Genomic DNA, 25,295 nt, shown 5'->3' with positions numbered 1-25,295 from the left:
CGCCGGCCGCTTCATCTGGTGCTAGTCCCACGGGTCGCCATATCCCTGGACGGAGCCGGGGTCGGCGGGCGCGCTGTCCCAGGGGTCGCCGTCGTCCGCGGGCGGAGTGTCCCAGGGGTCGCCGTCGGCGGGCGGAGTGTCCCAAGGGTCGCCGTCGTTGGCGGGCGGGCTGTCCCAGGGGTCGCCGGAGCCCTGCTCGGTGGTGGTGGCGGAGGCCGCGTACGCCGCCGGAGGGCTCGCACCCAGCGCCAGGAAGGCTGCTGTGGCGGCCGCCAGCACGATGATCGACATGCGGATCCTGGCGGCGCTCGTGGCGATGGTCTGGCCCATGGTGCGTACCTCCGTCTGAGAGTCGCGGCGCTCTCCCTGCCGCTCGGCCCAAACGCTCACACCGGCCGCCATCGCCCCTATATCGGCGCGCTTCTGGCACGCCATTGCCGCAGTTCAACGGCCAAGAATCGTGATCTTTAACAGCAAATCCGGCAATCTCCAATAAATCTTGTCAAGGATCACGTCGTGCCGCGATGGCCGGGCGATAGCGTGCCGAAGGCGCGGGGATAGCGGAGGGCGGCAGCCTGGTCGCGAGCCCGGGTGGCACGACCGAGCGGCGGGTCACTCGGGTGGCCAGACCACCGCCGAAGCAACCCCCGGAAACGGTGAAACGGAACTTCTGGACAGGTGGCGTTAGATGGGCATTGACGTGCAGGCGTTGGATAGCGTCTACGGCCGGCCGGCCGCCAGCGTGGACGTGCGTCTGGACCGCGCGGACAACGGCCATTGGGTGATAGACGCCCAATCCGTGACTGACCACGAGGGGCGCGTCAAGGAGTGGAGAGAGCACAAACTCGACCGCGGCCTCTACCGAATCGTGTTCGGAAGTGACCGTTACTTCGTCAGTCTGGGCCTCACCGCCGCCTACCCGGAGATCGTCGTCGTCTTCCGCATGACGGACGAGGCGTGTACTTACCAAATCAACGTCCTGCTTTCGCCGCACTCTTATTCCGCCTATTTCGGCTCGTTCAACTGAGTAAGTCACTCGAGCAGTGAGGGATCCGGGATGAAGATCAATCGCTATGACGCATTTCCGCTGATCTCGCTCGACGACCGAAGGTGGCCCACGGCCGCGATCACCGCCGCGCCGCGCTGGCTGTCGACAGACCTGCGCGACGGCAACCAGGCGCTGGCCAGGCCGATGGGCCCGGAGCGCAAGCTGGCCATGTTCGAGCTCCTGGTGAGCATGGGCTACCGGGAGATCGAGATCGGCTTCCCCTCGGCCAGCCAGGACGACCACGACTTCGTCCGCCTCCTCATCGAGGAGGACCGCATCCCCGACGACGTGCGCATCACGGCGTTCATGCCGGCGCGCGAGGATCTCGTCGAGCGGACGCTGGAGAGTCTGCGCGGGGCCGACCGGGCGACGCTGCACCTCTACAACGCCACCTCGCCGGCGATCCGGCGGCTGGTGTTCGGGATGGACCGCGAGCAGTGCCGGGATCTGGCCGTGCACGGCACCCGTACGGTCATGGCCTACGCCGACAAGCTCATCCCCGGCTGCGACCTGGCCTTCCAGTATTCGCCCGAGCACTTCAACGACACCGAGCTGGACTTCTCCCTGGAGGTCTGCGAGGCGGTCATGGACGTGTGGGAGCCCGGACCCGGCCGGCCGATCATCCTCAACTTCCCCACGACGGTCGAGCGCTCGACGCCGAACGTCTTCGCCGACCAGATCGAGTGGATGCATCGCAACCTGTCCAGGCGCGAGCACGTCTGCCTGTCGGTGCACACCCACAACGACCGCGGCACCGGCGTGGCGGCGGCCGAGCTGGCCCTGATGGCCGGGGCCGAGCGGATCGAGGGCTGCCTGTTCGGCAACGGCGAGCGCGCCGGCAACGTATGCCTGGTCACGCTCGGGATGAACCTCTACACGCAGGGCATCGACCCCGGCGTCGACTTCTCCGACCTGGACCGGGTCCGCCGGGTCGTGGAGAGCTGCACCGGCCTCCCGGTGCCGCCGCGGCACCCGTACGGCGGGGACCTGGTGCACACGGCGTTCTCCGGCGCGCACCAGGACGCGATCAAGAAGGGGTTCGACGCGCTGGAGCGGGAGGCCGAGCGGACCGGGCTGGCGCCGTCGGAGCTCCCGTGGAGCATGCCGTACCTGCCGGTCGACCCCAGGGACGTGGGACGGACGTACGAGGCGGTCGTCCGCATCACCAGCCAGTCGGGCAAGGGCGGGCTGGCCTACGTGATGACCGCCAGGCACGGGCTCACGCTGCCCCGGCCGCTGCAGATCGACTTCGCGCAGGTCGTGCAGGCGCTGGCGGAGGCCGAGGGCGGTGAGATCCCGCCGGAGCGGGTCAGGGAGGTCTTCGAGGCCACGTACGCCGTCGCGCAGGCGCCTCCGGCGGTGGAGAGCGCCACCGTCGACCTCTACATCGACGGCCCCGGGTACGGCGCCGGGACGCGGTGGGCGGACACGCTGAGAACGCTGCGCGCGGCCCTGGCGGCCAAGGGCTTCGACGTGCGCGCCGTCCACCACATGGGCGGGCCCGCGGTGGAGCGCGAGGAGGTGGCCGTCTACGCGCGGTGCGGCGACGGGGACCGGACGGTGTGGGGCGCCGGGATCCGGATCGACGTCGAGGCCGCCGTGCTGGCGGCCGTCGGGTCGGCCGTGGCCAGGGCGTGGCCGGCGTTCCCGCCCGGCCCCGTCCGCCCGCCCGCCGACCCCGAATGCCGGCGTCAGCGGCAGGTTCCCGGCCGGGCGCGGAGCCTGATAGCCGGACGATAAGGCGGCGATGGTCTCCCGGAATAGCGTTCGGAGCACACAGCGAACTCCGAGGTGAGGATCATGAGGCGAACCCAGGTGAGGAAGCGCAGGCCGCGCACCCGCGACGGCGGCTTCCGGTACTGGCTCGACATGCGGACACCGTCAGGACGGGTCCTGCCGATCTGAGCGCGGCGTTCCGAGGGGAGACGGCCATGGGACTGATCGAACGACAGGAGGAGCTGACTGCTCTGGAGTCGCTCCTCGCCAACGCGGTGCTGAGCCGGGGCCGGATCGCCCTGGTCAGCGGGCCGGTCGCGACGGGCAAGAGCACGCTGCTGCGCTCCCTGGCCGAGCAGGCCATCGAGCTGGGCGCGCTGGCCGTCTCGGCGACGGGCTCGCTCATGGAGCGGGACCTGCCGCTGGGCGTGCTGCGCCAGCTCATCCAGGACGCGCCCCTGGTGGAGGCCGACCGCGACCGGGCGATGGCGCTCATCGAGGAGGGCACCCGGGCGGCGACCATGGCCGGCCCCGACGCCGACCAGCTCATCGACGCCCAGGTCGTGCACGCGCTGTGCACGGTCCTGCTGGACCTGTCCGAGCGGTGCCCGCTGGTCATCGCCGTCGACGACGTGCATCACGCCGATCGCACCTCGCTGCTCTGCCTGGCCTACCTGGCCCGGCGTGCCAGGAGCGCCAGGATCGTGGCCGTGTTCGCGCACTCGGACCGGATGCGCTGCGCCGACGCGTACTTCGAGACCGACCTGCTGCGCCAGCCGCACTGCCGCAGGCTGCAGCTGTCCCCGCTGTCGCGCGAGGGCGTCGAGGAGCTGATGGCCGGGGAGCTCGGCACGGAGGCGACCGGGCGCTTCGCCAAGGAGTGGTACACGCTCAGCGGCGGCAACCCGCTGCTGGCCGGCGCCCTGGCCGAGGACTACCGGGAGTACCTGCGCTCGGCGGGCGAGCCGCCTCCGGAGCCGGTCGTCGGCGACCAGTTCGGCCAGGCGGTGCTGTCGTGCCTGCAGCGCGGCCATCCGCAGACGATGCGGGTGGCGCGCGGGCTGGCCGTGCTCGGCGAGACCGACGGGCTCGACCGGCTGCTCGGCATCCCGCCGATCGACATCAGCAGGGAACTGCTCTCGCTCGGCGCGGCCGGGCTGGTCGCCGGCCGTGACTTCCGCCACCAGTCGGTCGGCCGCGCCGTCCTGGCGGGCACCGACCAGCAGGAGCGGATGGACCTGCACCGCCGGGCGGCCGAGGTGGCCCACGACGCGGGCATGACGCCCTGCGTGGTCGCCGACCACCTGCTGCAGGCCGCCAAGCTGGACGCACCCTGGGTGCTGCCCACGCTGGAGGAGGCGGCCAGGAATGCGCTGCGCGCCGGCCAGGTCGAGTCCGCCGTCGCCTACCTGCGGCTGGCCTGGCGCGAGTGCACCGACGAGCCCCGCCGGTTGAAGATCATGACGATGCTGGTCCGGGCCGAGTGGCGGATCAACCCCGCCGCGCCCGCCGGGCACCTGGCCGAGCTCGCCGAGGCGGTGAACCGGGGCAGCCTGCGCGGCGGCGACGTCGTCGTCCTGGCCCGCGCGCTGCTGTGGCACGGGCGCTTCGACGACGCCCGCGACGTGCTGGAGCAGCTCGGCGAGGAGGGCGAGGCGGCCGACCACGAGACGATGGCCGAGATGGTCGTCGCCCAGCTCTGGCTGCGGGTCACCCACCCGCCGCTGCTGGCCGGCCTGCCGCGCCCGGCGGGCCGGCGCGCGCTGGCCGGGCTGGTGTCGGTGGCCGTCAACCGGCGGGTGGAGGCCACGCTCGCGCTCGCCGAGGTGCTCACGAGGGGCCCGCGCGAGGACAGCATGAACGCGGTGGAGCGCATCCTGGAGGACTCCCACCTCGACGAGATGTCCATGGACACCGTGGAGAACGCGCTGCTCGCCCTCACCTACGCGGGCCGCTGCGACCGGGCGGTCCCGTGGTGCGAGAGGTTCAGCGCCGAGGCGATGTCCCGGCAGGCCCCCAGCCGCCAGGCCAGGCTCGCGGCGATCCGCGCCGAGATCGCGATCCGGCAGGGCGACATGCCCGCCGCCGCGCACCACGCCCGCATCGCGCTCGACACCATCCCGATGAGCAGCTGGGGCGTCGCCATCGGCGGGCCGCTGAGCAGCCTCATCATCGCGCTGACGGCGATGGGCAAGTACGACGCGGTCCGGGAGTACCTCGACCGGCCGGTGCCCGAGACGATGTTCCAGACCCGGTACGGCCTGCACTACCTGTACGCGCGCGGGCGCTACAGCCTGGCCAACGAGTACTTCGCGCTGGCGCTGCGCGACTTCCAGCGCTGCGGCGAGCTGATGGTCACCTGGAACCTCGACACGCCGGGCCTGATCCCGTGGCGCGCCGACGCGGGCGAGGCGTGCCTGCGCATGGGGCACGTGGAGGAGGCCAGGGAGCTCATCGAGACCCAGCTCGGCAGGTGCGGCGGCGAGTCGCGCCGGGGCAAGGGCATCGCGCTGCGGCTCCAGGCCGCCGTCTCCGAGCCCGCCCGCCGCCCGGCCCTGCTGCGGCAGGCGACGGAGTACCTGCAGATGGCCGGCGACCGGTACGAGCTGACCAGGGCGCTGTACGACCTGGTGGAGGCCTACGACGCGCTCGGCGAGTACCGCCGGGCCAGGACGATCGCGGGCCGCGCCCAGGCGGCGGCGCGCGAGTGCCGGGCGGAGCCGATGATCGACGCGCTCAGCCGGGCCGACGACCCGAGCGTCGTGCCGGCCCCGCTGCCGAGCGAGCTGATCGGCGTGCTGAGCGACGCCGAGCGGCGGGTGGCCGCGCTGGCGGCCGCCGGGTACGCCAACCGGGAGATCGCGGCGCGTCTCTACATCACGCTCAGCACGGTCGAGCAGCACCTCACCCGCACCTACCGCAAGCTGAACATCAGGAGGAGGGTGGACCTGCCCCTGGTCGTGGAGTTCGACAACCAGGTGGAGCACTGAGGGGAGCACTAAGGGGAGCACTGACGAAGTTGCGCCCGCCCGCCGGCCGCGTCCACGGTCGAAGCGGGAGGTGCGCCATGGAACTGACCGCGGTCCGGGGCAACGCGACCCCGGAGGAGCTGGAGGCCGTCGAACGAGCCCTCACCCGGCTGATGGCGCGGGCCAGGGCCCGGGACGAGGAGCAGTCGTCCTGGTCGGACCCGGCCGCGCTGGTCCGCCGGCCGCTCACCGGAGGGTGGCGGCTCAGCGGCTGGGCCGGCTGAGCCCTCCGGATGAGCCCCGCTCGGACTCATCCGCATTCGTGCTATTCGTGGCGATTTAGCCCACCAGCGCAATCTGCGAAAAGCCCGCTCCCGCCGCCGAACGCATCCTGTTGAGGTGCCCGGCCTCATCGGCCGGTCGAGTCGGTTGGTGAGGAGAGGTCCCACGATGTCGACACTTTTCGGTTCGCTCCGCAGGCTCGTGCTCGCCCCTTCCCTGGCCGAGGTGACCTTCGAGGGACGCGGCTTCCCCGGCCCCCCGACCGCCGAGACCGAGCGGCTGGAGGCGATCCCGCAGGCCGTCGTCTGCGGCTTCGAATGGGGCATCGACGCGCGCGACCAGTGGGAGGTGCGGCGCAGGCTCGACCTGGTCGGCGCCGACCAGCGCGGCTTCGCCTACGAGGGCGCGACCATGGCCTTCACCGTGCTCGACGCCATGGGCGGCGGCCGCCGGCAGCGCACCCGCGACCTGCTGCTCGGCCCGGGGCAGCCGCACATCTTCCTCGCCTACATCGGCATCGGCTTCGCCATGGCCCGGCTGCCCAGGCCGCTGTGGAAGAAGGTGCTGCCGGACCTGAGCGGCTCGCCGTACCACCCGGTGATGAGCTGGCTCGCGGTCGACGGGTACGGCTTCGACCTGGCCTACTTCCACACCCGGCGGTACGTCGACGAGCAGCGGGTGCCCGCGCCGTACCCGTGGCGGGGCGCCGCCGGCTACTTCCCCCGGGCCGTGGACCAGGGCGTCGGCCGCGCGCTGTGGTTCATCCACGGCGGACGCGGCCCGGACGTCGCCGCCGCCGTGCGGCGCTTCGCCGCCGGGCGCCGGGCCGACCTGTGGAGCGGCGTCGGCCTGGCCGCCACGTTCGCGGGCGGCTGCGCGCCCGACGCGCTGGCCGCGCTGCGCGAGGAGGCCGGCGAGCACCGGGACGAACTCGCGCAGGGCTCGGTGTTCGCCCTCAAGGCGCGCCACTACTCCGGCCACGTGCCCGCGCACAGCGAGGCCGCCGGGAGCGTGCTCACCGGCCTGTCCGTCGAGGCCGCGGTAGCGCTCGCCGACGACACCGCGGTCGAGCCCGGCATGCCCGACGGCGTGCCCGATTACGAGCTGTGGCGCCGCCGGGTGCGCGCGCATTTCGCCGTGGAAAACGCGCCCCGATGATCGGCGGAACGGCTCGCATTTAGTGCGGTAAGCACGACCGGAGTTGCCCGGAGATTCGGCGTCATGTGTCAATGAGAAGACAGTACCTGCTGGTTGAGCGGTGAAGGGTTGTTATGGCCGGCCTGCTGCGATCGCTGCGAAAGCGAATTCTTACCCCGAATGTCAGAGAAACTAAGCTCGCCGTCCGCGGGTTTCACGTAAAAGACGAGGCGGCCCGCGAGTTATTGGAGAAAATTGGCGAGACATTCCTCACCGGTTTCGCGTACGCCGCCGAGTCGCGCACTCCCGCCGAGGCGGAGGAACGGCTCGAGCACATCCCGGACCGCTTCCGCGGGTTCGCCTACGAGGGCGCGGGGATGGGGCTCGCCGTCCTGGACTGCGCCGGGATCGGCAACCTGCGCCGGGTCAAGGGCACGCTCGCCGGCCGTGGCGAGCGCCACAACTACATGATCTACGTCGGGATCGGCTGGGCCATGGCCAGGCTGCCCCGGTTCCTGTGGCCGGACCCCGCCCAGCTCGACCCGCTGCTGCTGTGGCTCGTGCACGACGGCTACGGCTTCCACCAGGCCTACTTCCACACCGACCGGTACGTGCGCAAGCAGGTGCGCGAGACCGGCTTCTCCTGGCCCGCCGGGCACGAGGCGTACGCGGCCCGCGCCATCGACCAGGGCATCGGCCGCGCCCTGTGGTTCATCGGCGGGACCGACGTCCAGCAGGTGGTGTCGCTGGTCGAGAGCTTCCCCGAGGAGCGCCGCGGCGACCTGTACGCGGGCACCGGCCTGGCCGCCACCTACGCGGGCGGCGCCACCGGCGACGAGCTGTGGGAGCTGCGTGACCGGGCCGGTGAGCACCGGGGCCAGCTCGCCCAGGGCAGCGCGTTCGCCGCCGAGGCCAGGATCCGCGCCGGGCTCCTCGTCCCGCACACCCGCCAGGCCACCGCGATCCTCTGCGGCACCACGGCCGAGCAGGCGGCCGAGATCTGCAACCAGACCAGCCCCGACCCGTCCCTGCCGGGGGAACTGCCCGCCTTCGAGATCTGGCGGCAGCGCATAGCCGGCGAATTCGTCTCCCTTGGAGGTGTCACCCCGTGACCACGGTAGCCACCTGGCTGCGCAGGCAACAGGCCGGCGTCGTCGCCCTCGTGGTGATGGCCGCCCTGTTCGTCATCGGCAGCCCGTCCTTCGCCTCCGACGCGGAGAAGGCGGAGCTGGCCGGCGCGTACTCGTTCAAGCCGCTGAGCATCGCCCTGCCGTCGGACCAGCCGCAGCAGACCATCCGCGAGGTCAACCAGCGCTACACGCACATCGACGCCTGGATCTCCTCCGTCGGGGCCGGCATCGCGATGAACGACCTCGACATGGACGGCCTGCCGAACGACCTGTGCGTCACCGACCCCCGCATCGACCAGGTCGTGGTGACTCCCACGCCGGGCGCGCGCTCGGACCGGTACAAGCCGTTCGCGCTGACCCCCGGCACGCTGCCGATGAACGACGCCATCGCCCCGATGGGCTGCCTCGCCGGTGACTTCAACGAGGACGGCCGCACCGACGTGCTCGTCTACTACTGGGGCCGGACCCCGATCGTGCACCTGGCCCAGGCCGGGGCCACGACGCTGTCCGCCGGCGCGTTCACGCCCACCGAGCTGGTGCCGGGCGCCGGTGGCGCGACCTACACCGGGCCGCAGTGGAACAGCAACACCGCCACCACCGCGGACTTCGACGGCGACGGCCACCTCGACATCTTCATCGGCAACTACTTCCCGCACGGCCCCGTGCTCGACGACCAGGTCAACGGCGGCGTCGAGATGAACGACTCGATGTCCGGCGCGGTCAACGGCGGCGAGAACTACTTCTTCCGCTGGACCGGCGTCACCGCGGGCACCCCGTCCTTCGACAAGCTCGACACCGTGCTGGCCAAGGAGGTCTCCAAGGGCTGGGAGCTCGGCGCCAGCACCGCCGACCTGGACGGCGACCAGCTTCCCGAGCTGTTCCTCAACAACGACTTCGGCCCCGACCGGCTGCTGTACAACCGGTCCACGCCCGGCAAGATCGCGTTCTCGCTGGCCGAGGGCGCCCGCTCGCCGTGGGTGCCCAAGTCCAAGTCGCTCGGGCACGACTCCTTCAAGGGCATGGGCTCCGACTTCGGCGACCTGGACGGCGACGGCCTCTACGACACCTTCGTCAGCAACATCACCACCTCGTTCGGCATCCAGGAGAGCAACTTCGCCTTCTACAACACCGCGAAGGACCGGGCCGACGTGCGCGCCCAGCTCGCCGACGGCGTGGCGCCCTTCGAGGACCGCAGCGCCCAGGACCGCACCGCGTGGACCGGCTGGGGCTGGGACGTCAAGATCGACGACTTCAACAACGGCGGCGCGCCCGCCATCGTCCAGGCGACCGGGTTCGTCAAGGGCTGGGTGAACCGGTGGGCGCAGTTGCAGGAACTGGCCACCGCCAACGACGTCGTGGTGCGCAACCCGCACTCGTGGCCCGTGGTCAGGGAGGGCGCCGACATCGCCGGCAGCCAGACGCTCGCCTTCTTCGTCAAGAACGAGGACGGCACCTACGCCGACATCTCCCGCCAGCTCGGCCTGGCGGTGCCGGTGCCGACCCGTGGCATCGCGACCGGCGACGCCGACGGTGACGGGCTGCTCGACCTGGCGGTCGCCCGCCAGTGGGACGCGCCGATCTTCTACCACAACCAGAGCGCCCCGGCCGGCTCGGCCATCACGCTCCAGCTCACCCACGAGACCGCCACCGGCGAGCAGGGCTCCCCGGCAGTCGGCGCGGAGGCCACGGTCACCATCGGCGGCCGCACCGTGCTCGGGCGGGTCGACGGCGGCAGCGGCCACTCCGGCCGGCGCAGCCACGAGGTGCACCTGGGGCTCGGCCAGCACGTGACCGGCCCGGTGGAGGTCCGCCTGTGCTGGCGCGACCGCACGGGCCAGGTGCGCGAGCAGGCTCTTCAGCTCACCCCGGGCAGGCACGCCATCCAGCTCGGCTCGCAAGCGAAGGAGAAGTGACGTCATGGCCGCTGACAAGACCGCGCCGGCGGCGCAGCCCGAGAAGAAGGCCGGCGGCCCGCCGCGCCACGACCCGAAGGTCATCACCGCGCTGCGCAGGTTCGCCCTCTCGATCACGATCTTCAACATTCTCGGCTACACCGTCCTGGGCTTCGAGCAGCCGTGGACGTGGCCGCTGATCGCCATGGCGACCGGCTACACCGCGGAGATCGTCCTGGAGTGGATCGGCGCCCGCGCCGAGGGCCGCCCGGCCCGCTTCCTCGGCAACGGCTTCCGCGGCCTGGTGGAGTTCCTCTACCCGGCCCACATCACCAGCATCGCGCTCAACATGCTGATCTACGTCAACGACCAGGTCCTGGTCATGATGTTCGGCATCACGGTCGCCGTCGGGGCCAAGTGGGTGCTCAGGGCGCCGGTGCGTGGCCGCCTGCGCCACTTCATGAACCCGTCGAACTTCGGCATCGCCGTCATCCTGGTGCTCCTGCCGTGGGCCAGCATCGCGCCGCCGTACCACTTCACCGAGCACGTGACCAACCCGATCGACTGGCTGATCCCGCTGGTCATCATCGCCGCGGGCACGATGCTCAACGCCAAGCTCACCAACCGCATGTGGCTGATCGGCGCCTGGGTGAGCGTGTTCGCCCTCCAGGCGGTCGTGCGCGGCCTCATCGTCGACGACGTCTCGATACTCGGCGGGCTGTCGATGATGACCGGCGTCGCGTTCGTGCTGTTCACCAACTACATGATCACCGACCCCGGGACGAGCCCGTCGAAACCGCTCTCCCAGGTCGCCTTCGGCGGTGGCGTGGCCCTCACCTACGGCCTGCTGACCGGCATGAACATCCCGTACGGGATCTTCTTCGCCACCGCCGTCGTCTGCGTCGTCCGAGGCGGCTTCCTGTGGTCGCTGCGCGCGGTCGAGCTGGCCCGTGAGCGGGACGCGGCCCGGGTCACCGCCGCCGCCGAGGCGGCCCTCGCCTCCGCCGGGAAAGAGGTCGCGCGGGCATGAGCAGGATCGCGATCGTCGGTCTCGCCTGCCGATACCCCGACGCGGACTCCCCCCGCGCCCTGTGGGAGAACGCCATCGCCGGCCGCAGGGCCTTCAGGCGGCTGCCTGACGTGCGCATGCGGCACGACGACTACTGGGATCCCGATCCCGCCACGCCCGACCGCTTCTACGCCAAGACCGCCGCCGTCATCGAGGGCTACGCCTTCGACCGGGTCGCCCACCGGATCGCCGGCAGCACCTACCGCTCGGCCGACCTCACCCACTGGCTCGCCCTCGACATGGCGGGCCGGGCCCTGGCCGACGCCGGGTTCCCCGGCGCCGAGGGCCTGCCGAAGGAGCGCACCGGCGTCGTCGTGGGCAACACGCTCACCGGCGAGTTCAGCCGGGCCAACGCGCTGCGGCTGCGCTGGCCGTACGTGCGGCGCACGCTCGCCGCCGCGCTGCGCGAGCAGGGCTGGGACGACGACAAGCTGGCCGGCTTCCTCGGTGCCTACGAGGCGGCCTTCAAGAGCCCGTTCCCGCCCGTGGACGAGGACACGCTCGCGGGCGCCCTGGCCAACACGATCGCCGGGCGGATCTGCAACCACTTCGACCTCAACGGCGGCGGCTACATCGTCGACGGGGCGTGCTCGTCGTCGCTGCTGTCGGTGGTGACGGCGAGCAAGGCGCTGGCCGACCGCGACCTCGACGTCGCCATCGCCGGCGGCGTGGACCTGTCCATCGACCCGTTCGAGGTGATCGGCTTCGCCAAGACCGGGGCGCTGGCCAAGAGCGACTTCCGGCTGTACGACCGGCACTCCAACGGCTTCTGGCCGGGCGAGGGCTGCGGCATCGTCGTGCTCATGCGCGAGGAGGACGCCGTGGCCGCCGGGCACCGCGTGTACGCCACGATCGCCGGCTGGGGCATCTCCTCCGACGGCAAGGGCAGCATGACCCGGCCCGAGGTCAGCGGCTACCAGCTGGCGCTGCGGCGCGCGTACGAGAAGGCCGGGTTCGGCATCGACACCGTGGCGCTGTTCGAGGGCCATGGGACCGGCACGGCGGTCGGCGACGCGACGGAGCTGACCGCGCTGTCGCAGGCCAGGGCGGAGGCCGGCGCGAGCGGCGCGCCCGCCGCCGTCGGCTCGATCAAGGGCATGATCGGGCACGCCAAGGCGGCCGCCGGGGTGGCCGGGCTGATCAAGGCCGTGATGGCGGTGCACGAGCAGGTGCTGCCGCCCACCCTCGGCTGCGTCGACCCGCACGAGGTGCTGACCGGCGAGTCGGCGAAGCTGCGCGCGCTGCGCGTGGCCGAGCCGTGGCCGGGCGACGCGCCGCTGCGGGCCGGAGTCAGCGCCATGGGCTTCGGCGGCATCAACTCGCACGTGGTGATCGAGAGCTCGGCGCCCAAGCGGCGCCTGGGCCGCCGTGCCAAGCTGCTGGCCTCCTCGCTGCAGGACGCCGAGCTGCTCCTGTTCGACGGCGGCACGCCCGAGCAGCTGCGCGAGCGGGTGGCGCGGATGCACGACTACGTGCCCGCCGTGTCCTACGCCGAGCTCGCCGACCTGGCCGCCACGCTCGAAGGCGAGTTGCGCGGCCTGCCCTACCGGGCCGCGGTCGTCGCCGCCACCCCCGACGAGGCCGAACGGCAGCTCGCGCGGGTGCTGGAGGCGATCGACTCGGGCGGGAGCAGGCTGCTCACGCCCGACGGCAAGGCCTTCTACGGCCACGCCGCCGGCACCGCCAGGCTCGGCTACCTCTTCCCCGGCCAGGGGTCGGGGCGCGGCACCGGCGGCGGGGCGCTGCGCAGGCGCTTCGCCGACGTGGACGACCTGTACGCCGAGGCCGGGCTGCCCACGGGCGGCGACGTGGTGGCCACTGCCGTGGCCCAGCCGCGCATCGTGACCGGCTCGATGGCCGGGCTGCGGGCGCTGTCCCTGCTCGGCGTCGAGGCGGAGGTCGCGGTCGGCCACAGCCTCGGCGAGCTGTCGGCCCTGCACTGGGCCGGCGCGATGGCCGAGGACGCGCTGCTGCGGCTGGCCACCGGCCGGGGCCGGGCCATGACCGAGAACAGCGAGTCGGGCACCATGGCCGGCCTGCGCGCCGACCCCGGCGCCGTGACCGCCCTGATCGGCGACCTGCCGGTGGTCATCGCGGGCTACAACGGCCCGAACCAGACCGTCGTCGCGGGCCCCGTCGAGGCGATCGAGGAGGTCGGCCGGGCGGCCGTGACCGCCGGGGTGAGCTGGACCAAGCTGAACGTCTCACACGCCTTCCACTCGCCGCTGGTCGCGCCCGCGGCCGACGCCCTGTCCCCGTACCTGGAGCGGGAGCGGTTCGGCAGGATCGGCCGCCGGGTCGTCTCCACCGTCACCGGGGCCGCGCTCGCCCCCGACGGCGACATCGCCGGGCTCCTGCGGGAGCAGATCACCGCCCCGGTGCGCTTCACCCAGGCGCTCCAGCAGGCGGCCGACGGCCTGGACCTGCTGATCGAGGTCGGCCCCGGCCGGGTGCTCAGCGGCCTGGCCGCCGGGGTCACCGACGTGCCGGCGATCGCGCTGGACACCGACGACGAGTCGCTGACCGGCCTGCTGCGGGTGGTCGGCGCCGCGTACGTGACGGGTGTGCCCGTCGCGCACGAGGAGCTGTTCCACGGGCGGCTCACCCGGCCGATGGAGGTCGGCGCCGAGCTGTCGTTCCTCATGAGCCCGACCGAGCAGGCGCCGCGGATCACCGTCGCGCAGGTGAGCGGGCCGGCGGAGGAGCCCGCCGCCGCACAGGCCGCCGCGCCCGCCGCCCAGGGGGAGCCCGGCGAGTCCACCACGGACCTGCTGCGCCGCCTGGCCGCCGCCCGCGCGGAGCTGCCCCTGGAGATGGTCACCGAGGACAGCAAACCGCTCGACGAGCTGCACCTCAGCTCCGTCACCGTCATGCACATCATCGACCAGGCCACCCAGCAGCTCGGCCTGCCCGCAGGGCAGACGCCGGCCAACCTCGCCACGGCCAGCCTGCGCGAGCTGGGCGAGGAACTGGACAAGCTGGCGGCCGTACCGGGCAGGCGGGCGGTGACCGGGGTGACCGGTTCCGCCCCGTGGGTCCGGCCGTTCGCCGTCGACCTCGACGAGCTGCCGCTGCCCGCCAGGGCCGCCGCCGAGGAGAGCGGCTCCTGGCAGGTGTACGGGGCCGCCGGCGCGTCCGGCTCGCCCGTCGCGCAGCCGCTGCGCGAGGCACTCGAACGCGGGAAGGTCGGATCCGGTGTACTGGTGTGCCTACCTCCGCAATGCTCGCCCGACGACGTCGAGCAGGCGTTGCTCGGCGCGCAGGCCGCCCTCGCCGGCGGGCCGGGCACCAGGTTCGTGCTGGTCCAGCACGGGCGGGGCGCGGCGGGCCTGGCCAAGACGCTCCACCTGGAGGCCACCGGGCTCCGCACCACCATCGTGCACGTACCGGCGATCCCCGAAGCGGCAGGCTGGGTAGCCGCCGAGGTGGCGGCCACCGACGTCTACGCCGAGGCGTACTACGACGAACTCGGCGCCCGCCGGGTGCCGACCATGCGCGCGCTGCCCGTACGCCCCGCCCGCACCGAGCACCCGCTGGACGCCTCCGACGTCCTGCTGGTCACCGGCGGCGGCAAGGGCATCACGGCGGAGTGCGCCCTGGCGGTGGCAGGAGACGCCGGGGCCGCGCTGGCCGTGCTGGGCCGCTCCGACCCGGCGGACGACGAGGAACTGGCCGCCAACCTGCGGCGGATGGCCGACGCGGGACTGAACGTGCACTACGCCAGGGCCGACGTCACCGACGCCGGCCAGGTGCGGCGCGCGGTCGCCGAGGCCGAGCAGGCGCTCGGCCCCGTCACGGCGGTGCTGCACGGCGCCGGCCGCAACGAGCCGGAATCGCTGGCCACCCTCGGCATGGACGCCGTCCGCCGCACCTTCGCCCCGAAGGTCGACGGCCTGCGCCACGTCCTCGACGCGGTGGACGGCGACCGGCTGCGCCTGCTGGTCGCCTTCGGCAGCATCATCGGCCGGGCGGGCCTGCCGGGCGAGGCCCACTACGCGACGGCCAACGAGTGGCTGGCCGACCTGACCCGCGAGGTCGCCGAGCGGCACCCGGGCTGCCGGACCATCTGCATGGAGTGGTCGGTCTGGTCCGAGGTCGGCATGGGCGAGCGGCTGTCCGTCGTCGACAGGCTGACCCGGCAGGGCGTCACCCCCATCCCGGCCGGCGACGGCGTGGAGATCATGCGGCGGCTCGTCGCCGATCCGGACGCCCCCGGCGTCGTGGTCGTCAGCGGGCGCACCGAGGGCATCCACACCGTCCGCTACGACCGGCCCGAGCTGCCCCTGCTCCGGTTCGTCGGCAAGCCGCTGATCCGCTACCACGGCGTGGAGCTCGTCACGGAGCTCGACCTCACCGACGGCACCGACCTCTACCTGGCCGACCACCACCTGGACGGCAACCTGCTGTTCCCCGCCGTGTTCGGGATGGAGGCCATGGCCCAGGCCGCGCTGGCCACCACCGGGCGGGAGGTCACGCCGATCATCGAGCGGGCGGAGTTCCTGCGCCCGATCGTGGTGCCGCCCGGCGGCAGCACCACGCTGCGCGTCGCCGCCGCCGTCACCGGCGACGACGACACGCTGGCGGTGAGCATCCGCAGCGGCGACACCGGCTACGAGGTCGACCACTTCAGGGCGGTGCTCACCCTGACCGGCGACGGGGCTCCCGCCGGGCCGCCCGAGCAGGCGGGCGGCGACCTCGTGCCGGTCGCGCTCGACCCCGCCTCGGAGATGTACGGCGACGTGCTGTTCCAGGGCAAGCGCTTCCAGCGGCTGGCCCGCTACCACCGGGCCGAGGCGCGTGACGTCGAGGCGGACGTGGCGGTGCTCGACACCGGCGACTGGTTCGCCGCGTACCTGCCGGGCGAGCTGCTGCTGGGCGACCCCGGCATGCGCGACGCCCTGATGCACGGCAACCAGGTCTGCGTCCCCGACGCCACCCTGCTGCCGACGGGCGTGGACCGGATCCACCCGGGCGGCCCGGCGCTAGCCGCGCACGAGCGGCTGCGCTACTGCGCGACCGAGCGCGGCAGGGACGGCGACGCCTACGTCTACGACATCGCCGTACGCACGCCGGACGGCCAGGTCGTGGAGCGGTGGGAGGGCCTGCGGCTGCAGGCCGTGCGCAAGAAGGACGGCCGGGGCCCGTGGGTCGCGCCGCTGCTCGGGCCCTACCTGGAGCGGACCCTGGAGGACCTGACCGGCCTCCGGATCGCGGCCTGCGTCGAACCCGGCGAGCGGGACGCGGAGGAGCGCGGGGCGCTGGCCGCCGCGCGCATCGCCGCCCGCGCCGGCGGTGACGGCGGGAACGGCGGGAACGGCGGAACAGTCGCGGCCCACATGGACGGCCTGACGCTGGCCGTGGCGGGTCCCGGCGCCGTCGCCTGCGCGATCGCGCCCGTACGGCAGGGCGAGCAGGCCGGACGGGCGGCGCTGGCCGAGCGGGTGGCGGCGGAGACCGGGGAGCGGCCGGACACGGCGGCGGCCCGGGTCGCGGCCGCCGAACGCTGCCTGCGCGCCGCCGGGCTCGGCGACGCCGAGCTCACCGTCACCCCGGCGGAACGCGACGCCTGGGTGGTCTTCGCCTCGGCGGACCTGCGCGTCGCCACCCTCGTGACGGCCGTGCGGGACCTGCCGGACCCCGTCGTCGTCGCGGTACTCACCGAAGGGCGGATCCAGCCATGAGCAAGTACTTCGAGTACGTCCACACGGTCGGCTTCGAAGAGACCAACCTCGTGGGCAACGTCTACTACGTCAACTATCTGCGCTGGCAGGGCCGGTGCAGGGAGATGTTCCTGAAGGAGCGGGCGCCCGACGTGCTCGCCGACCTGCAGGACGATCTCAAGCTCTTCACGCTCAAGGTCGACTGCGAGTTCTTCGCGGAGATCACCGCCTTCGACGAGCTGTCCATCCGCATGCGGCTCACCGAGCTCACCCAGACACAGGTCGAGTTCGGCTTCGACTACATGCGGCTCAACCAGGACGGGAGCGAGACGCTCATCGCCCGCGGCAGGCAGCGGGTGGCCTGCATGCGCGGGCCCAACACCAGGACGGCACCCGCCAGGGTCCCCGAGGCACTGGTCAGGGCGCTCGAACCGTACGCGTCCTAGGACGGATCCAGGAGGTCTGGCGTGCAACTCCACCCATCAACCACACCGCTGACGGACACCAAGGCGCTGCGACGCGCGTTCGGCACCTTCGCCACAGGCGTCACCGTGGTGACGACCGGGGGAGACGTGCCGCACGCCATGACGGCCAACTCCTTCACCTCGGTTTCGCTCGATCCGCCGCTCGTCCTGGTCTGCATCGACAAGGGCGCGGTGATGCACCAGTGCCTCACCATGACCGGGACGTTCGGCGTGTCGGTGCTGGCCGCGCACCAGGAGGACGCGGCACGGCACTTCTCCAACCGCTACCGCTCGCTCGGCGCCGCCCAGTTCGAGGAGGTCGAGGTCGTCCAGGGCATGTTCACCGGGGTGCCGCTCGTCGAGGGCGCCATCGCCCGCTTCGAGTGCGAGCTCTGGAGCCGTCACGACGCCGGCGACCACACCATCTTCATCGGCAAGGTCCTGGCCCTGTGCCAGGACGCCGACAGCGAGGGCCTGCTGGTCTACCGAGGCCAGTTCAGGGAGATCACCTCGGAGCTGCGCGAGGTGACGGCGTGACCGCGGTACGCACCCGCGCCGCCGCGCGGACGGCCCCGGCGGTGCCGCCGGGGCCGTCCCGGCTGGCCGCGCCCTCGCTGTTCAAGCAGTTGGTCACCGACCGGCTCGGGCTGCTGTCCACGGCCGCCGGCCGGTACGGCGACGCCGTCCGGATGACCATCGGGCCCAAGTCCATCTACCTGTTCAACCACCCCGACCACGCCAAGCACGTGCTGGCGGACAACAGCGGCAACTACCACAAGGGCATCGGCCTGTCGGAGGCCCGCCGCGTCATCGGCGACGGGCTGCTGACCGGCGAGGGCGAGCGGTGGAAGCGGCAGCGCCGCGCCATCCAGCCGATGTTCCAGAACAAGCGCATCGCCCAGCAGGACACGGTCATCGGTGAGGAGGCCGGGCGGCTGGTCGAGCGGCTGCGGTCGCGGGTGGGCGCCGGGCCGGTCGACGTGGCCAGGGAGATGACCGGGCTCGCGCTCGGCGTACTCGGCCGAACCCTGCTCGACGCCGACCTCGGCGCGCACGCCTCGATCGGGCACTCCTTCGAGGGCGTGCAGGATCAGGCCATGTTCGAGATGGTGACGCTGTCGATGGTGCCGCTGTGGCTGCCGCTGCCGCTGCACCTGCGCTTCCGGCGGTCCCGCCGCGACCTCTACCGGGCGGTCGACCTGCTGGTGGCCGAGCGGATCAACCGCCCGACCGACGGCGACGACCTGCTGTCCCGGCTGATCGCGGGCGCCCGGGAGGAGGCCGATCCGCGCGCCGCCCGCCGGCGGCTGCGCGAGGAGATCGTCACCGTGCTGCTCGCCGGGCACGAGACCACCGCGAGCACGCTGTCGTGGGCCTTCCACCTGATGGACCGGCACCCCGACGTGCGCGAGCGGCTGCACGAGGAGGCGGTCTCCGTGCTCGGCGACCGGCCTCCCGCGTACGAGGACCTGCACCGGCTCCGCTACACCGCGATGGTCCTGGAGGAGGTCATGCGCCTGTACCCGCCGGTGTGGGCGCTGACCCGGGTCGCGCAGCAGGACGACGAGGTGGGCGGCTACCGGGTGCCCGCCGGGGCCGACGTGCTGATCAGCCCGTACACGCTGCACCGGCATCCGGCCTACTGGGACGAGCCCGGCCGGTTCTCGCCCGAACGGTTCGATCCGGCGCTGCCGTCCACGCGGCCCAGGTATGCCTACATCCCGTTCGGCGCGGGGCCGAGGTTCTGCGTCGGCAATCATCTGGGCATGATGGAGGCCACGTTCGTGCTGGCCATGGTGGCCCGCGAGCTCAGGCTGACCGGGGTGCCGGGGTTCCGCGCGGTGCCGGAGGCGATGCTGTCGCTGCGGGTGCGCGGCGGGCTGCCGATGACGGTGAGCCTCGCCTGAACGACGAGAACGATCCGCGGGCCGGTGAACTCCTCACCGCTCGCGGATCGTCGTTGTGTACGGGGTCAGCTCGCCGACCCGTTGGGGGTGCCGTTGGGGGTGCCGGTGGCCGAGGCCAGCAGGTCGCGCAGGGCGAGCAGGACCGGCGGGTCGAGGGAGCTCATCGGCTGGAGCCGGACGTCGGCGCGCCTGGGCCCGCCGCCGGCGGCGACCATGATCGGCCCGGACCGCGCGATGCACAGCGTGTCGTCCCCGGCGGGCGGCAGGTGGATGGCGTCGTCGCGGCCCGCGGCCACGGACTGGGCGATCAGGTGCCAGCGGCCCTCGGGCACGTTCTCCAGCACGTAGGGGCCGGGGCGGTCGATCACGGTGAAGCTGGCCGGCCGGCCTTCGAGGATCTGGTCGGGGAACAGACCGGTGAAGACCGGCTGCTCGGCCAGGGGTGAGGTGACGGTGCCGCTCACGGTCGTCGTCGCGCCGGCCGGCGGGGCATCGCGCCCGGCCACCAGCGTCTGCGCGGAGATGCCCATGTGCTGGCGGTACTTGCTGGGCGGCAGGCCCACGCTGTGCGTGAAGCGCGAGCTGAACGTGCCCACGCTCGAATAGCCCACCTGGTGGCTGATGTTGGTGATGCTCAGCGAGGTCGTGGCGAGGAGCCGTTTGGCCTCGCGTAACCGCACCGCCGACAGGAACCTGCCGGGCGAGAGCCCCGTGACCCGCTGGAAGACGCGGGAGAAGTGGAACTTGCTGAACATCGCCGTGCGTGCCATGTCGTCGATCGTGAGCTGCTCCCCGAGGTTCTCCTGCATGCTCTCGATCACCCGCATGACCGCTCGCTCGATCACGTCGTCCATTTGTCCTCCCGGGTTGAGGAGGGGGTCGGGCAATCCCGGATGAAATCGCCCCCGAATGGCGGCCGAATTCTTCTCCCGGATTGCGGCGATTCCTCGATCACCCTGGTCGGTGCGCATTCTCGGCATTAGATTCCGAATGGATTTCGGCTGCCTACTGCTACACGCGGCGACGCGCTGGGAAAGCTGCATCGGACGGCGATTCATTCGAAAGAAATTTTGGGTGACCGGGTGGTCGCGCTGGGTGGCGAGGGCGACGGGGCGGTGGTCAGCGGTCTGCTCATTGCGCGAGCATACGTTCGGGCCGGCCGCTGTACGGGTCGTGCGCAGGGGAAATAGGGGTACCGCCGCCGCGAATAGGGGTACCTCCGCTTAATTGCCGCCTTTATGTGATCGCCGGCGTGCGTCAAATCTAAATGAGGGGTTGTCGTGCGGCAAATAGGGATGGGCGGCGGATAAGGGCACGGCGGCGGCCGGTAGGGGTTGTGACGTGCCTATGGGCGGGCCAAATTCGGGGCAAAGAGTTCGAATGCGACAACGCCGATGTGGGATGAGTGTGAACAATGGCCGCAGCGCGAGAGGACGGGGATTTCGCGCGTTTCGTCCGGCGGAGCCGACCGGCTCTCCGGCGCACCGCCTACCAGCTGTCCAAGGACTGGTACGAGGCCGACGACCTGGTCCAGCGCACCTTGATCGCGCTGCACAAGCACTGGGACACGCTCGACGGGCACGACAGGATCGGCGCCTACGCGCGGCGGATCATGCGGCGGCTGTTCATCAGCGACCGCAGGAGCATGCGCTGGACGCGCGAGGTCCTCATCGGGGCGGTGCCCGACACCCCCGCCATGTCCGACCCGTACTTCCTGGTGAGCGAGCGCCTGGCGCTGATGGACGCGCTCGCCGGGCTCGGCCCGCGCCAGCGGGCCACCCTCCTGCTGCGCTTCTGGGAGGACCGCAGCGTCGAGGACACCGCCCGCGTCCTGGGCAACGAGTCATCCACCGTGCGCAGCCAGACCACCCGCGCGCTGAACGCCCTGCGAGTGGCGCTCGACGGCACCTCTGATCAAGACCCGAACCGCCTCTAGACAGGGAACGCCCATGGCCCCACAGACACCGGACGACCACGAGCACAGGACCACGACGCTGGAGGCGTTCGCCGACACGATCATTCCCGGGGAGAAGCGGTCCGCCGGGGACCGGGCCGTCGCGGGCGTCAGCCGGGGAGGCGGCGCCGTCCAGGCCGGCGCCATCGAACTGCTGGAATGGGACGCCACCGGCATCACCGGCGGGCTCGACGACTTCGCGGCCGCGCTCAACCGCCACGCCGCCGCCTACGCCGCCGAGCACGGCATCCCCACCGGCGACGGCGTGCCGCCGTTCGTGTCACTCCCGTACGAGGACCGCGCCGCCATGGTCCGCTGGCTGACCGCGCCCGGCCACCCGGAGAAGGCGCTGTGGGTCAGCCTCGCCCTCTTCTGCAACATGGCCTACGACTCGGCCGCGCACATGAGCACGGTGGACGCACTCGCGGCCGGTCATCCCGGGCTCACCTCCATGGGCATCGCGCCGCCGGACGCCGACGGCCTGTGGAGGTTCAGGGCCTGGTCCTACGGCAGGCCGCTGGCCGACGTCCACCCCGCCACCACGGAATCGGGGAGTCCCGCATGAACAGCGTCGAACGTACTGATGTGCTCGTGGTCGGAACCGGGTTCGGCGGCGCGATCGCCGCCTACCACCTCGCGGCGGGCGGCGCGAAGGTCGTCATGCTCGAACGCGGCCCGTGGCTGTCCAGCGGCGAGTTCGAGCACGACTACAAGCTCGGCTCGTCCTACACCCGGATCTTCGACTTCGTCGTCGGCGACGGGATGAGCGTGCTCGGCGGCAACTGCGTGGGCGGCGGCAGCGTCGTCTACTTCGCCGCGATGCCCCGCGCGCCCCGCTTCGTCTTCGAACGCCGCGGCAGCATCCACCGGCGCATGTGGCCGGCCGCCATCGACCGCGACACGCTCGAACCCTGGTACGACCGGGTCGAGGAGTCCATCCCGATCACCAAGCAGGGCTGGGACGACGTCTCGTACGCGGGCGGCCTGTGGGCCGCCGCCTGCCGCCACGCCGGCCGCACCGCCAACCCGGTCCCCGCCGCCGTCGACACCTCCACCTGCGTCAACTGCAACTGGATGATGGCCGGCTGCCGCTTCGACGCCAAGCAGTCGCTCCTGCTCAACTACCTGCCCGCCGCGCTCGCGCACGGCGCCGAGATCCGGCCGCTGCACGAGGTGCAGAGCATCTCCAGGAACGCCGACGGCGACTACCGCGTCCACTACACGCGTGTCCACGACGAGGACTACCGGCAGACCGAGGGCACCGGCACGATCGACGCCAAGGTGATCGTGCTCGCCGCCGGGGCCGCCGCCACGCCCGTCATCCTGCAGCGCAGCGAGCCCGCGCTCGGCCCGATGCCGCACGGCGTCGGCCGCTACTTCTCCGGCAACGGCGAGCGGCTGAACACCGCCGTGCTCAACGAGGACCGGGTGCGCGAGGTGCTCGGCCTGGACCGCGGCGACGGCCTCGGCTACGCCGCCAACCAGATCGGCAAGGGACCCACGGTCGCCAACTGGGACCGGCTCGACGGGTCGCTGCCCGAATACAGCCGCTACTCGCTGGAGCAGCTCTACTTCCCGCCCGGCCTCGGCACCATCCTGGCGCTGGCCGAGGACGGCTCCTGGTTCGGCCCGCGCAAGAAGGAGATGCTCGAACGCTGGCAGTCCTGGCTGATCATCTTCCAGATGATCGAGGACGACAACGAGGGCGTCTTCGGGCCGCCGCCCGCGCGCGGCAACGCCGACCGGCTCTCCCAGCAGATGCTCGGCGTCGGCCGCCTCACCTACAAGCCGACCGCCAACACGCTGGGCGCCTGGGCGATGGCCGACGCCGAGTGCAAGGACATCCTCGAACGCGACGGCCTGGCCACCGTGACGCCGTGGACCAACGACCTGGTCGGCGCCTACACCGTGCACCCGCTGGCCTCCTGCCGCATCGGCGACGACCCGCACACCTCCGCCCTCGACGACCGCCACGAGGTACGCGGCCACCCGGGCATCTTCGTCACCGACGGCTCCGCCGTGCCCGGCGCGCTCACCGTCAACCCCGCCATGACCATCTCCGCGCTGGCCGAGCGGGCCATCCCCGGCATCGTCGCCGCCGCCCGCGAGCGCGGCGTCGAGGTCACGTACGGGGCTCCCGCCCCCGACGGCTCCACCAGCGGGCGGCGCGGCGCCGCGCACCTGGTGCCGGCCCTGATGCGGAAATAGCGATGGGCGCCCTCCTCAGCAGGGTCACCGCACCCGGCACCCTGGCCCAGGTCCGCCACGTCACCCCGGTACGGCCCGGCGCGGCACGCGGACTGGTCGCCGGCGTCTACGCCCAGGTGGAGCGGGACTTCGGCATGCTCGCCCCGCCCGTGATCATGCATTCGCCCGCGCCGGAGACGATGGCGGCCTGCTGGCTGCTCCTGCGGGAGTCGCTGCTCGCCTCCGGCACGGTCAGCCGGGTGCTCAAAGAGGTGGTGGCCACCGAGGTGTCGGCGGCCAACACCTGCCCGTACTGCGTGGACGTGCACCGGGCGACGCTGCGCGGCATCTCCCGGCGCGAGGACCCCGGCATCCGGCGGGTGGCCTCCTGGGCGCGTGCCAGCGCGCTCAGGCAGACGGCCGAACGGCACGAACCGCCGCTGCTCGTCGGCCACAGCCAGGAGCTCCTCGCCGTCGCGGTGACGTTCCACTACCTCAACCGCATGGTCAACGTGTTCCTCGGCGACTCGCCGCTGCCGCCCGAACTGCCCCGCGGCGCGCGAGGGGCGGCGCTTCGCCTGTTCGGGCTCGTCATGCGGCCCGCCGCGCGGCGCTCCCGCCGCAAGGGGGACTCGCTCACCCTGCTGCCCGCCGCGCCGGTGCCCGCCGACCTGGCCTGGACCCGGGGCGCCCGGCACGTCGAAGGGGCCTTCGCCAGAGCCGTCGCCGCCGTCGAGGCCGGCGGCGCGCGCCGGCTCCCCGAACCCGTCCGCGACCTGATCACCACCCGCGTCGCCGCCTGGGAAGGCCACCCGCCCGGCCTCGGCCGGGGCTGGGCCGACGAGGCGGTCACCGGCCTGCCGGAGGCGCAGCGGCCCGCCGCCCGCCTGGCCCTGCTCACCGCGCTGGCCTCCTACCAGGTGGACGCCGGCGTGGTCGCCGGCTTCCGGCGCGGCGACCCCGACCCGGAGGCGCTGATCGAGGTGACCGCCTGGGCCGCCCTGGCCGCCGCCCGCCGCGTCGCCGCCTGGCAGCCCCTCCGACGAGACCCGATCAACACAGCTCCCAACGAGAGGACAGTCCCATGACCGAGCTCGAGGTCGTGCTCGACGACCTGACCGCCGACGGCGAACAACTCGACCGCCTGGTGTCCGGCCTCGACCCGGACCAGTGGACCCTGCCCACACCCGCCCCCGGCTGGACGATCCACGACCAGATCGCCCACCTCACCTTCATCTTCCGCCTGGCCACCGCCGCCGCCACCGACGCCGAACGGTTCCAGGCCATGACCGCCGGGGCGGAAAAGAACTTCGACGGCGCCGTCAACGCGGCACTCAAGGACTACGACGGCGACACCCCCGGCACCCTCCTCGGCCGGTGGCGGGCCGAGCGCGCCGCCGTCGTCCGGGGCCTGGCCGCCGTCCCGCCCGGCAACACCGTTCCCTGGCTGGTCAACCCGCTGCCGCCGATCGTGCTGGCCTGCGCCGGCATCATGGAGCAGTTCGCGCACGGGCAGGACATCGCCGACGCCCTCGGCGTCGAGCTCGAACGGACCGACCGGCTCCGGCACCTGGTGGTGTTCGCCGTCCTCACCCAGGACTTCGGCTACCTCTCGCGCGGCCTGACGCCGCCGGGCGTCCAGTTCCGCTTCGAGATCACCGGCCCGTCCGGCGAGGTGTGGGCCTACGGGCCCGAGGACGCCGAGAACCGCATCGCCGGTCCGGCGACGGACTTCTGCCTGCTCGTCACCCGGCGCCGGCACCGCGACGACGTCGCCGTCAGCGCCGTCGGGCCCGAGGCCGACCGGTGGCTCGACATCGCCCAGGCCTACCGCGGCCCCGTCGGGGTCGGCCGCCGCCCCGGCCAGTTCCTCCCCGTCC

Annotated in this window: 19 protein-coding genes; 17 read left to right on the top strand and 2 right to left on the bottom strand. The window is 72.5% G+C overall.

Annotated features, from left to right (window positions below; translation table 11 throughout):
* Window positions 1-21: 21 nt before the first annotated feature.
* On the bottom strand, window positions 22-330 hold the full coding sequence (locus ADY59_RS24150) for a hypothetical protein (RefSeq protein ID WP_156325693.1): 309 nt from the start codon (window positions 328-330) through the stop codon (window positions 22-24).
* Between the two features lie 358 nt (window positions 331-688).
* Here ADY59_RS24150 and ADY59_RS24145 point away from each other — a divergent pair, with 358 nt between their 5' ends.
* The 12 genes from ADY59_RS24145 (at window position 689) to ADY59_RS24090 (ending at window position 19,274) form a co-directional block, all read left to right on the top strand.
* Window positions 689-1,027, top strand: coding sequence for a hydroxyisourate hydrolase (locus tag ADY59_RS24145; protein WP_049565871.1), 339 nt, complete (start codon window positions 689-691; stop codon window positions 1,025-1,027).
* 30 nt (window positions 1,028-1,057) lie between these two features.
* Entirely contained in the window at window positions 1,058-2,788 is a 1,731-nt protein-coding gene (locus tag ADY59_RS24140; RefSeq protein WP_063780759.1) for a 2-isopropylmalate synthase, read from the top strand.
* Between the two features lie 191 nt (window positions 2,789-2,979).
* Entirely contained in the window at window positions 2,980-5,754 is a 2,775-nt protein-coding gene (locus ADY59_RS24135; protein WP_049565870.1) for a helix-turn-helix transcriptional regulator, read from the top strand.
* Between the two features lie 77 nt (window positions 5,755-5,831).
* Window positions 5,832-6,017 (top strand): acyl-CoA carboxylase epsilon subunit, encoded by a 186-nt coding sequence (locus ADY59_RS24130; RefSeq protein ID WP_049565867.1) that lies wholly within the window; start codon window positions 5,832-5,834, stop codon window positions 6,015-6,017.
* A gap of 166 nt (window positions 6,018-6,183) precedes the next feature.
* Window positions 6,184-7,173 carry a DUF1702 family protein gene (locus tag ADY59_RS24125; protein WP_049565865.1) on the top strand — a complete coding sequence of 330 codons (990 nt, stop codon included), beginning with the start codon at window positions 6,184-6,186 and terminating at the stop codon, window positions 7,171-7,173.
* A gap of 113 nt (window positions 7,174-7,286) precedes the next feature.
* Entirely contained in the window at window positions 7,287-8,264 is a 978-nt protein-coding gene (locus tag ADY59_RS24120) for a DUF1702 family protein (RefSeq protein ID WP_082310358.1), read from the top strand.
* Window positions 8,261-10,195, top strand: coding sequence for a CRTAC1 family protein (locus tag ADY59_RS24115; protein WP_197093818.1), 1,935 nt, complete (start codon window positions 8,261-8,263; stop codon window positions 10,193-10,195). The genes ADY59_RS24120 and ADY59_RS24115 overlap by 4 nt, the downstream gene beginning before the upstream one ends.
* 4 nt (window positions 10,196-10,199) lie before the next feature.
* Complete coding sequence (locus ADY59_RS24110) at window positions 10,200-11,204, top strand: hypothetical protein (protein ID WP_049565863.1); 1,005 nt, start codon at window positions 10,200-10,202, stop codon at window positions 11,202-11,204.
* Window positions 11,201-16,924, top strand: coding sequence for a type I polyketide synthase (locus tag ADY59_RS24105; protein ID WP_049565860.1), 5,724 nt, complete (start codon window positions 11,201-11,203; stop codon window positions 16,922-16,924). The genes ADY59_RS24110 and ADY59_RS24105 overlap by 4 nt, the downstream gene beginning before the upstream one ends.
* Window positions 16,921-17,349 carry an acyl-CoA thioesterase gene (locus tag ADY59_RS24100; RefSeq protein ID WP_049565857.1) on the top strand — a complete coding sequence of 143 codons (429 nt, stop codon included), beginning with the start codon at window positions 16,921-16,923 and terminating at the stop codon, window positions 17,347-17,349. Before ADY59_RS24105 ends, ADY59_RS24100 begins: the two co-directional genes overlap by 4 nt.
* Window positions 17,350-17,370: 21 nt before the next feature.
* Window positions 17,371-17,904: a flavin reductase family protein gene (locus ADY59_RS24095; protein WP_049565855.1), complete on the top strand. Its 534-nt coding sequence runs from the start codon at window positions 17,371-17,373 to the stop codon at window positions 17,902-17,904.
* Entirely contained in the window at window positions 17,901-19,274 is a 1,374-nt protein-coding gene (locus tag ADY59_RS24090; protein WP_049565854.1) for a cytochrome P450, read from the top strand. Before ADY59_RS24095 ends, ADY59_RS24090 begins: the two co-directional genes overlap by 4 nt.
* Window positions 19,275-19,339: 65 nt before the next feature.
* Here the strand turns inward: ADY59_RS24090 and ADY59_RS24085 are convergent, their stop codons facing one another.
* Window positions 19,340-20,128 (bottom strand): helix-turn-helix domain-containing protein, encoded by a 789-nt coding sequence (locus ADY59_RS24085; RefSeq protein ID WP_049565851.1) that lies wholly within the window; start codon window positions 20,126-20,128, stop codon window positions 19,340-19,342.
* 560 nt (window positions 20,129-20,688) lie between these two features.
* Between ADY59_RS24085 and ADY59_RS24080 the strand changes: the two genes are divergently transcribed.
* From ADY59_RS24080 to ADY59_RS24060, 5 genes are all read left to right on the top strand, one after another.
* Complete coding sequence (locus ADY59_RS24080) at window positions 20,689-21,210, top strand: SigE family RNA polymerase sigma factor (protein WP_049565849.1); 522 nt, start codon at window positions 20,689-20,691, stop codon at window positions 21,208-21,210.
* 13 nt (window positions 21,211-21,223) lie between these two features.
* On the top strand, window positions 21,224-21,793 hold the full coding sequence (locus ADY59_RS24075; protein ID WP_049565847.1) for a DUF5987 family protein: 570 nt from the start codon (window positions 21,224-21,226) through the stop codon (window positions 21,791-21,793).
* Entirely contained in the window at window positions 21,790-23,436 is a 1,647-nt protein-coding gene (locus ADY59_RS24070) for a GMC family oxidoreductase N-terminal domain-containing protein (protein ID WP_049565846.1), read from the top strand. The genes ADY59_RS24075 and ADY59_RS24070 overlap by 4 nt, the downstream gene beginning before the upstream one ends.
* 2 nt (window positions 23,437-23,438) lie before the next feature.
* Entirely contained in the window at window positions 23,439-24,503 is a 1,065-nt protein-coding gene (locus tag ADY59_RS24065; RefSeq protein ID WP_049565844.1) for a carboxymuconolactone decarboxylase family protein, read from the top strand.
* Window positions 24,500-25,295, top strand: a 796-nt coding sequence (locus ADY59_RS24060) for a TIGR03084 family metal-binding protein (protein WP_049565843.1), incomplete at its 3' end; no start/stop codon positions are given. The genes ADY59_RS24065 and ADY59_RS24060, both read left to right, overlap by 4 nt.

This window comes from Nonomuraea sp. SBT364 (assembly GCF_001083785.1).
Classification (GTDB): Bacteria; Actinomycetota; Actinomycetes; order Streptosporangiales; family Streptosporangiaceae; genus Nonomuraea.
This window is presented reverse-complemented; position numbering and strand designations above follow the sequence as displayed.

Coding starts and splice junctions, on each gene's coding strand:
- ADY59_RS24150 (WP_156325693.1), bottom strand. CDS start 330: ATGGGCCAGACCATCGCCACGAGCGCCGCCAGGATCCGCATGTCGATC.
- ADY59_RS24145 (WP_049565871.1), top strand. CDS start 689: ATGGGCATTGACGTGCAGGCGTTGGATAGCGTCTACGGCCGGCCGGCC.
- ADY59_RS24140 (WP_063780759.1), top strand. CDS start 1,058: ATGAAGATCAATCGCTATGACGCATTTCCGCTGATCTCGCTCGACGAC.
- ADY59_RS24135 (WP_049565870.1), top strand. CDS start 2,980: ATGGGACTGATCGAACGACAGGAGGAGCTGACTGCTCTGGAGTCGCTC.
- ADY59_RS24130 (WP_049565867.1), top strand. CDS start 5,832: ATGGAACTGACCGCGGTCCGGGGCAACGCGACCCCGGAGGAGCTGGAG.
- ADY59_RS24125 (WP_049565865.1), top strand. CDS start 6,184: ATGTCGACACTTTTCGGTTCGCTCCGCAGGCTCGTGCTCGCCCCTTCC.
- ADY59_RS24120 (WP_082310358.1), top strand. CDS start 7,287: ATGGCCGGCCTGCTGCGATCGCTGCGAAAGCGAATTCTTACCCCGAAT.
- ADY59_RS24110 (WP_049565863.1), top strand. CDS start 10,200: ATGGCCGCTGACAAGACCGCGCCGGCGGCGCAGCCCGAGAAGAAGGCC.
- ADY59_RS24105 (WP_049565860.1), top strand. CDS start 11,201: ATGAGCAGGATCGCGATCGTCGGTCTCGCCTGCCGATACCCCGACGCG.
- ADY59_RS24100 (WP_049565857.1), top strand. CDS start 16,921: ATGAGCAAGTACTTCGAGTACGTCCACACGGTCGGCTTCGAAGAGACC.
- ADY59_RS24085 (WP_049565851.1), bottom strand. CDS start 20,128: ATGGACGACGTGATCGAGCGAGCGGTCATGCGGGTGATCGAGAGCATG.
- ADY59_RS24080 (WP_049565849.1), top strand. CDS start 20,689: ATGGCCGCAGCGCGAGAGGACGGGGATTTCGCGCGTTTCGTCCGGCGG.
- ADY59_RS24075 (WP_049565847.1), top strand. CDS start 21,224: ATGGCCCCACAGACACCGGACGACCACGAGCACAGGACCACGACGCTG.
- ADY59_RS24070 (WP_049565846.1), top strand. CDS start 21,790: ATGAACAGCGTCGAACGTACTGATGTGCTCGTGGTCGGAACCGGGTTC.
- ADY59_RS24065 (WP_049565844.1), top strand. CDS start 23,439: ATGGGCGCCCTCCTCAGCAGGGTCACCGCACCCGGCACCCTGGCCCAG.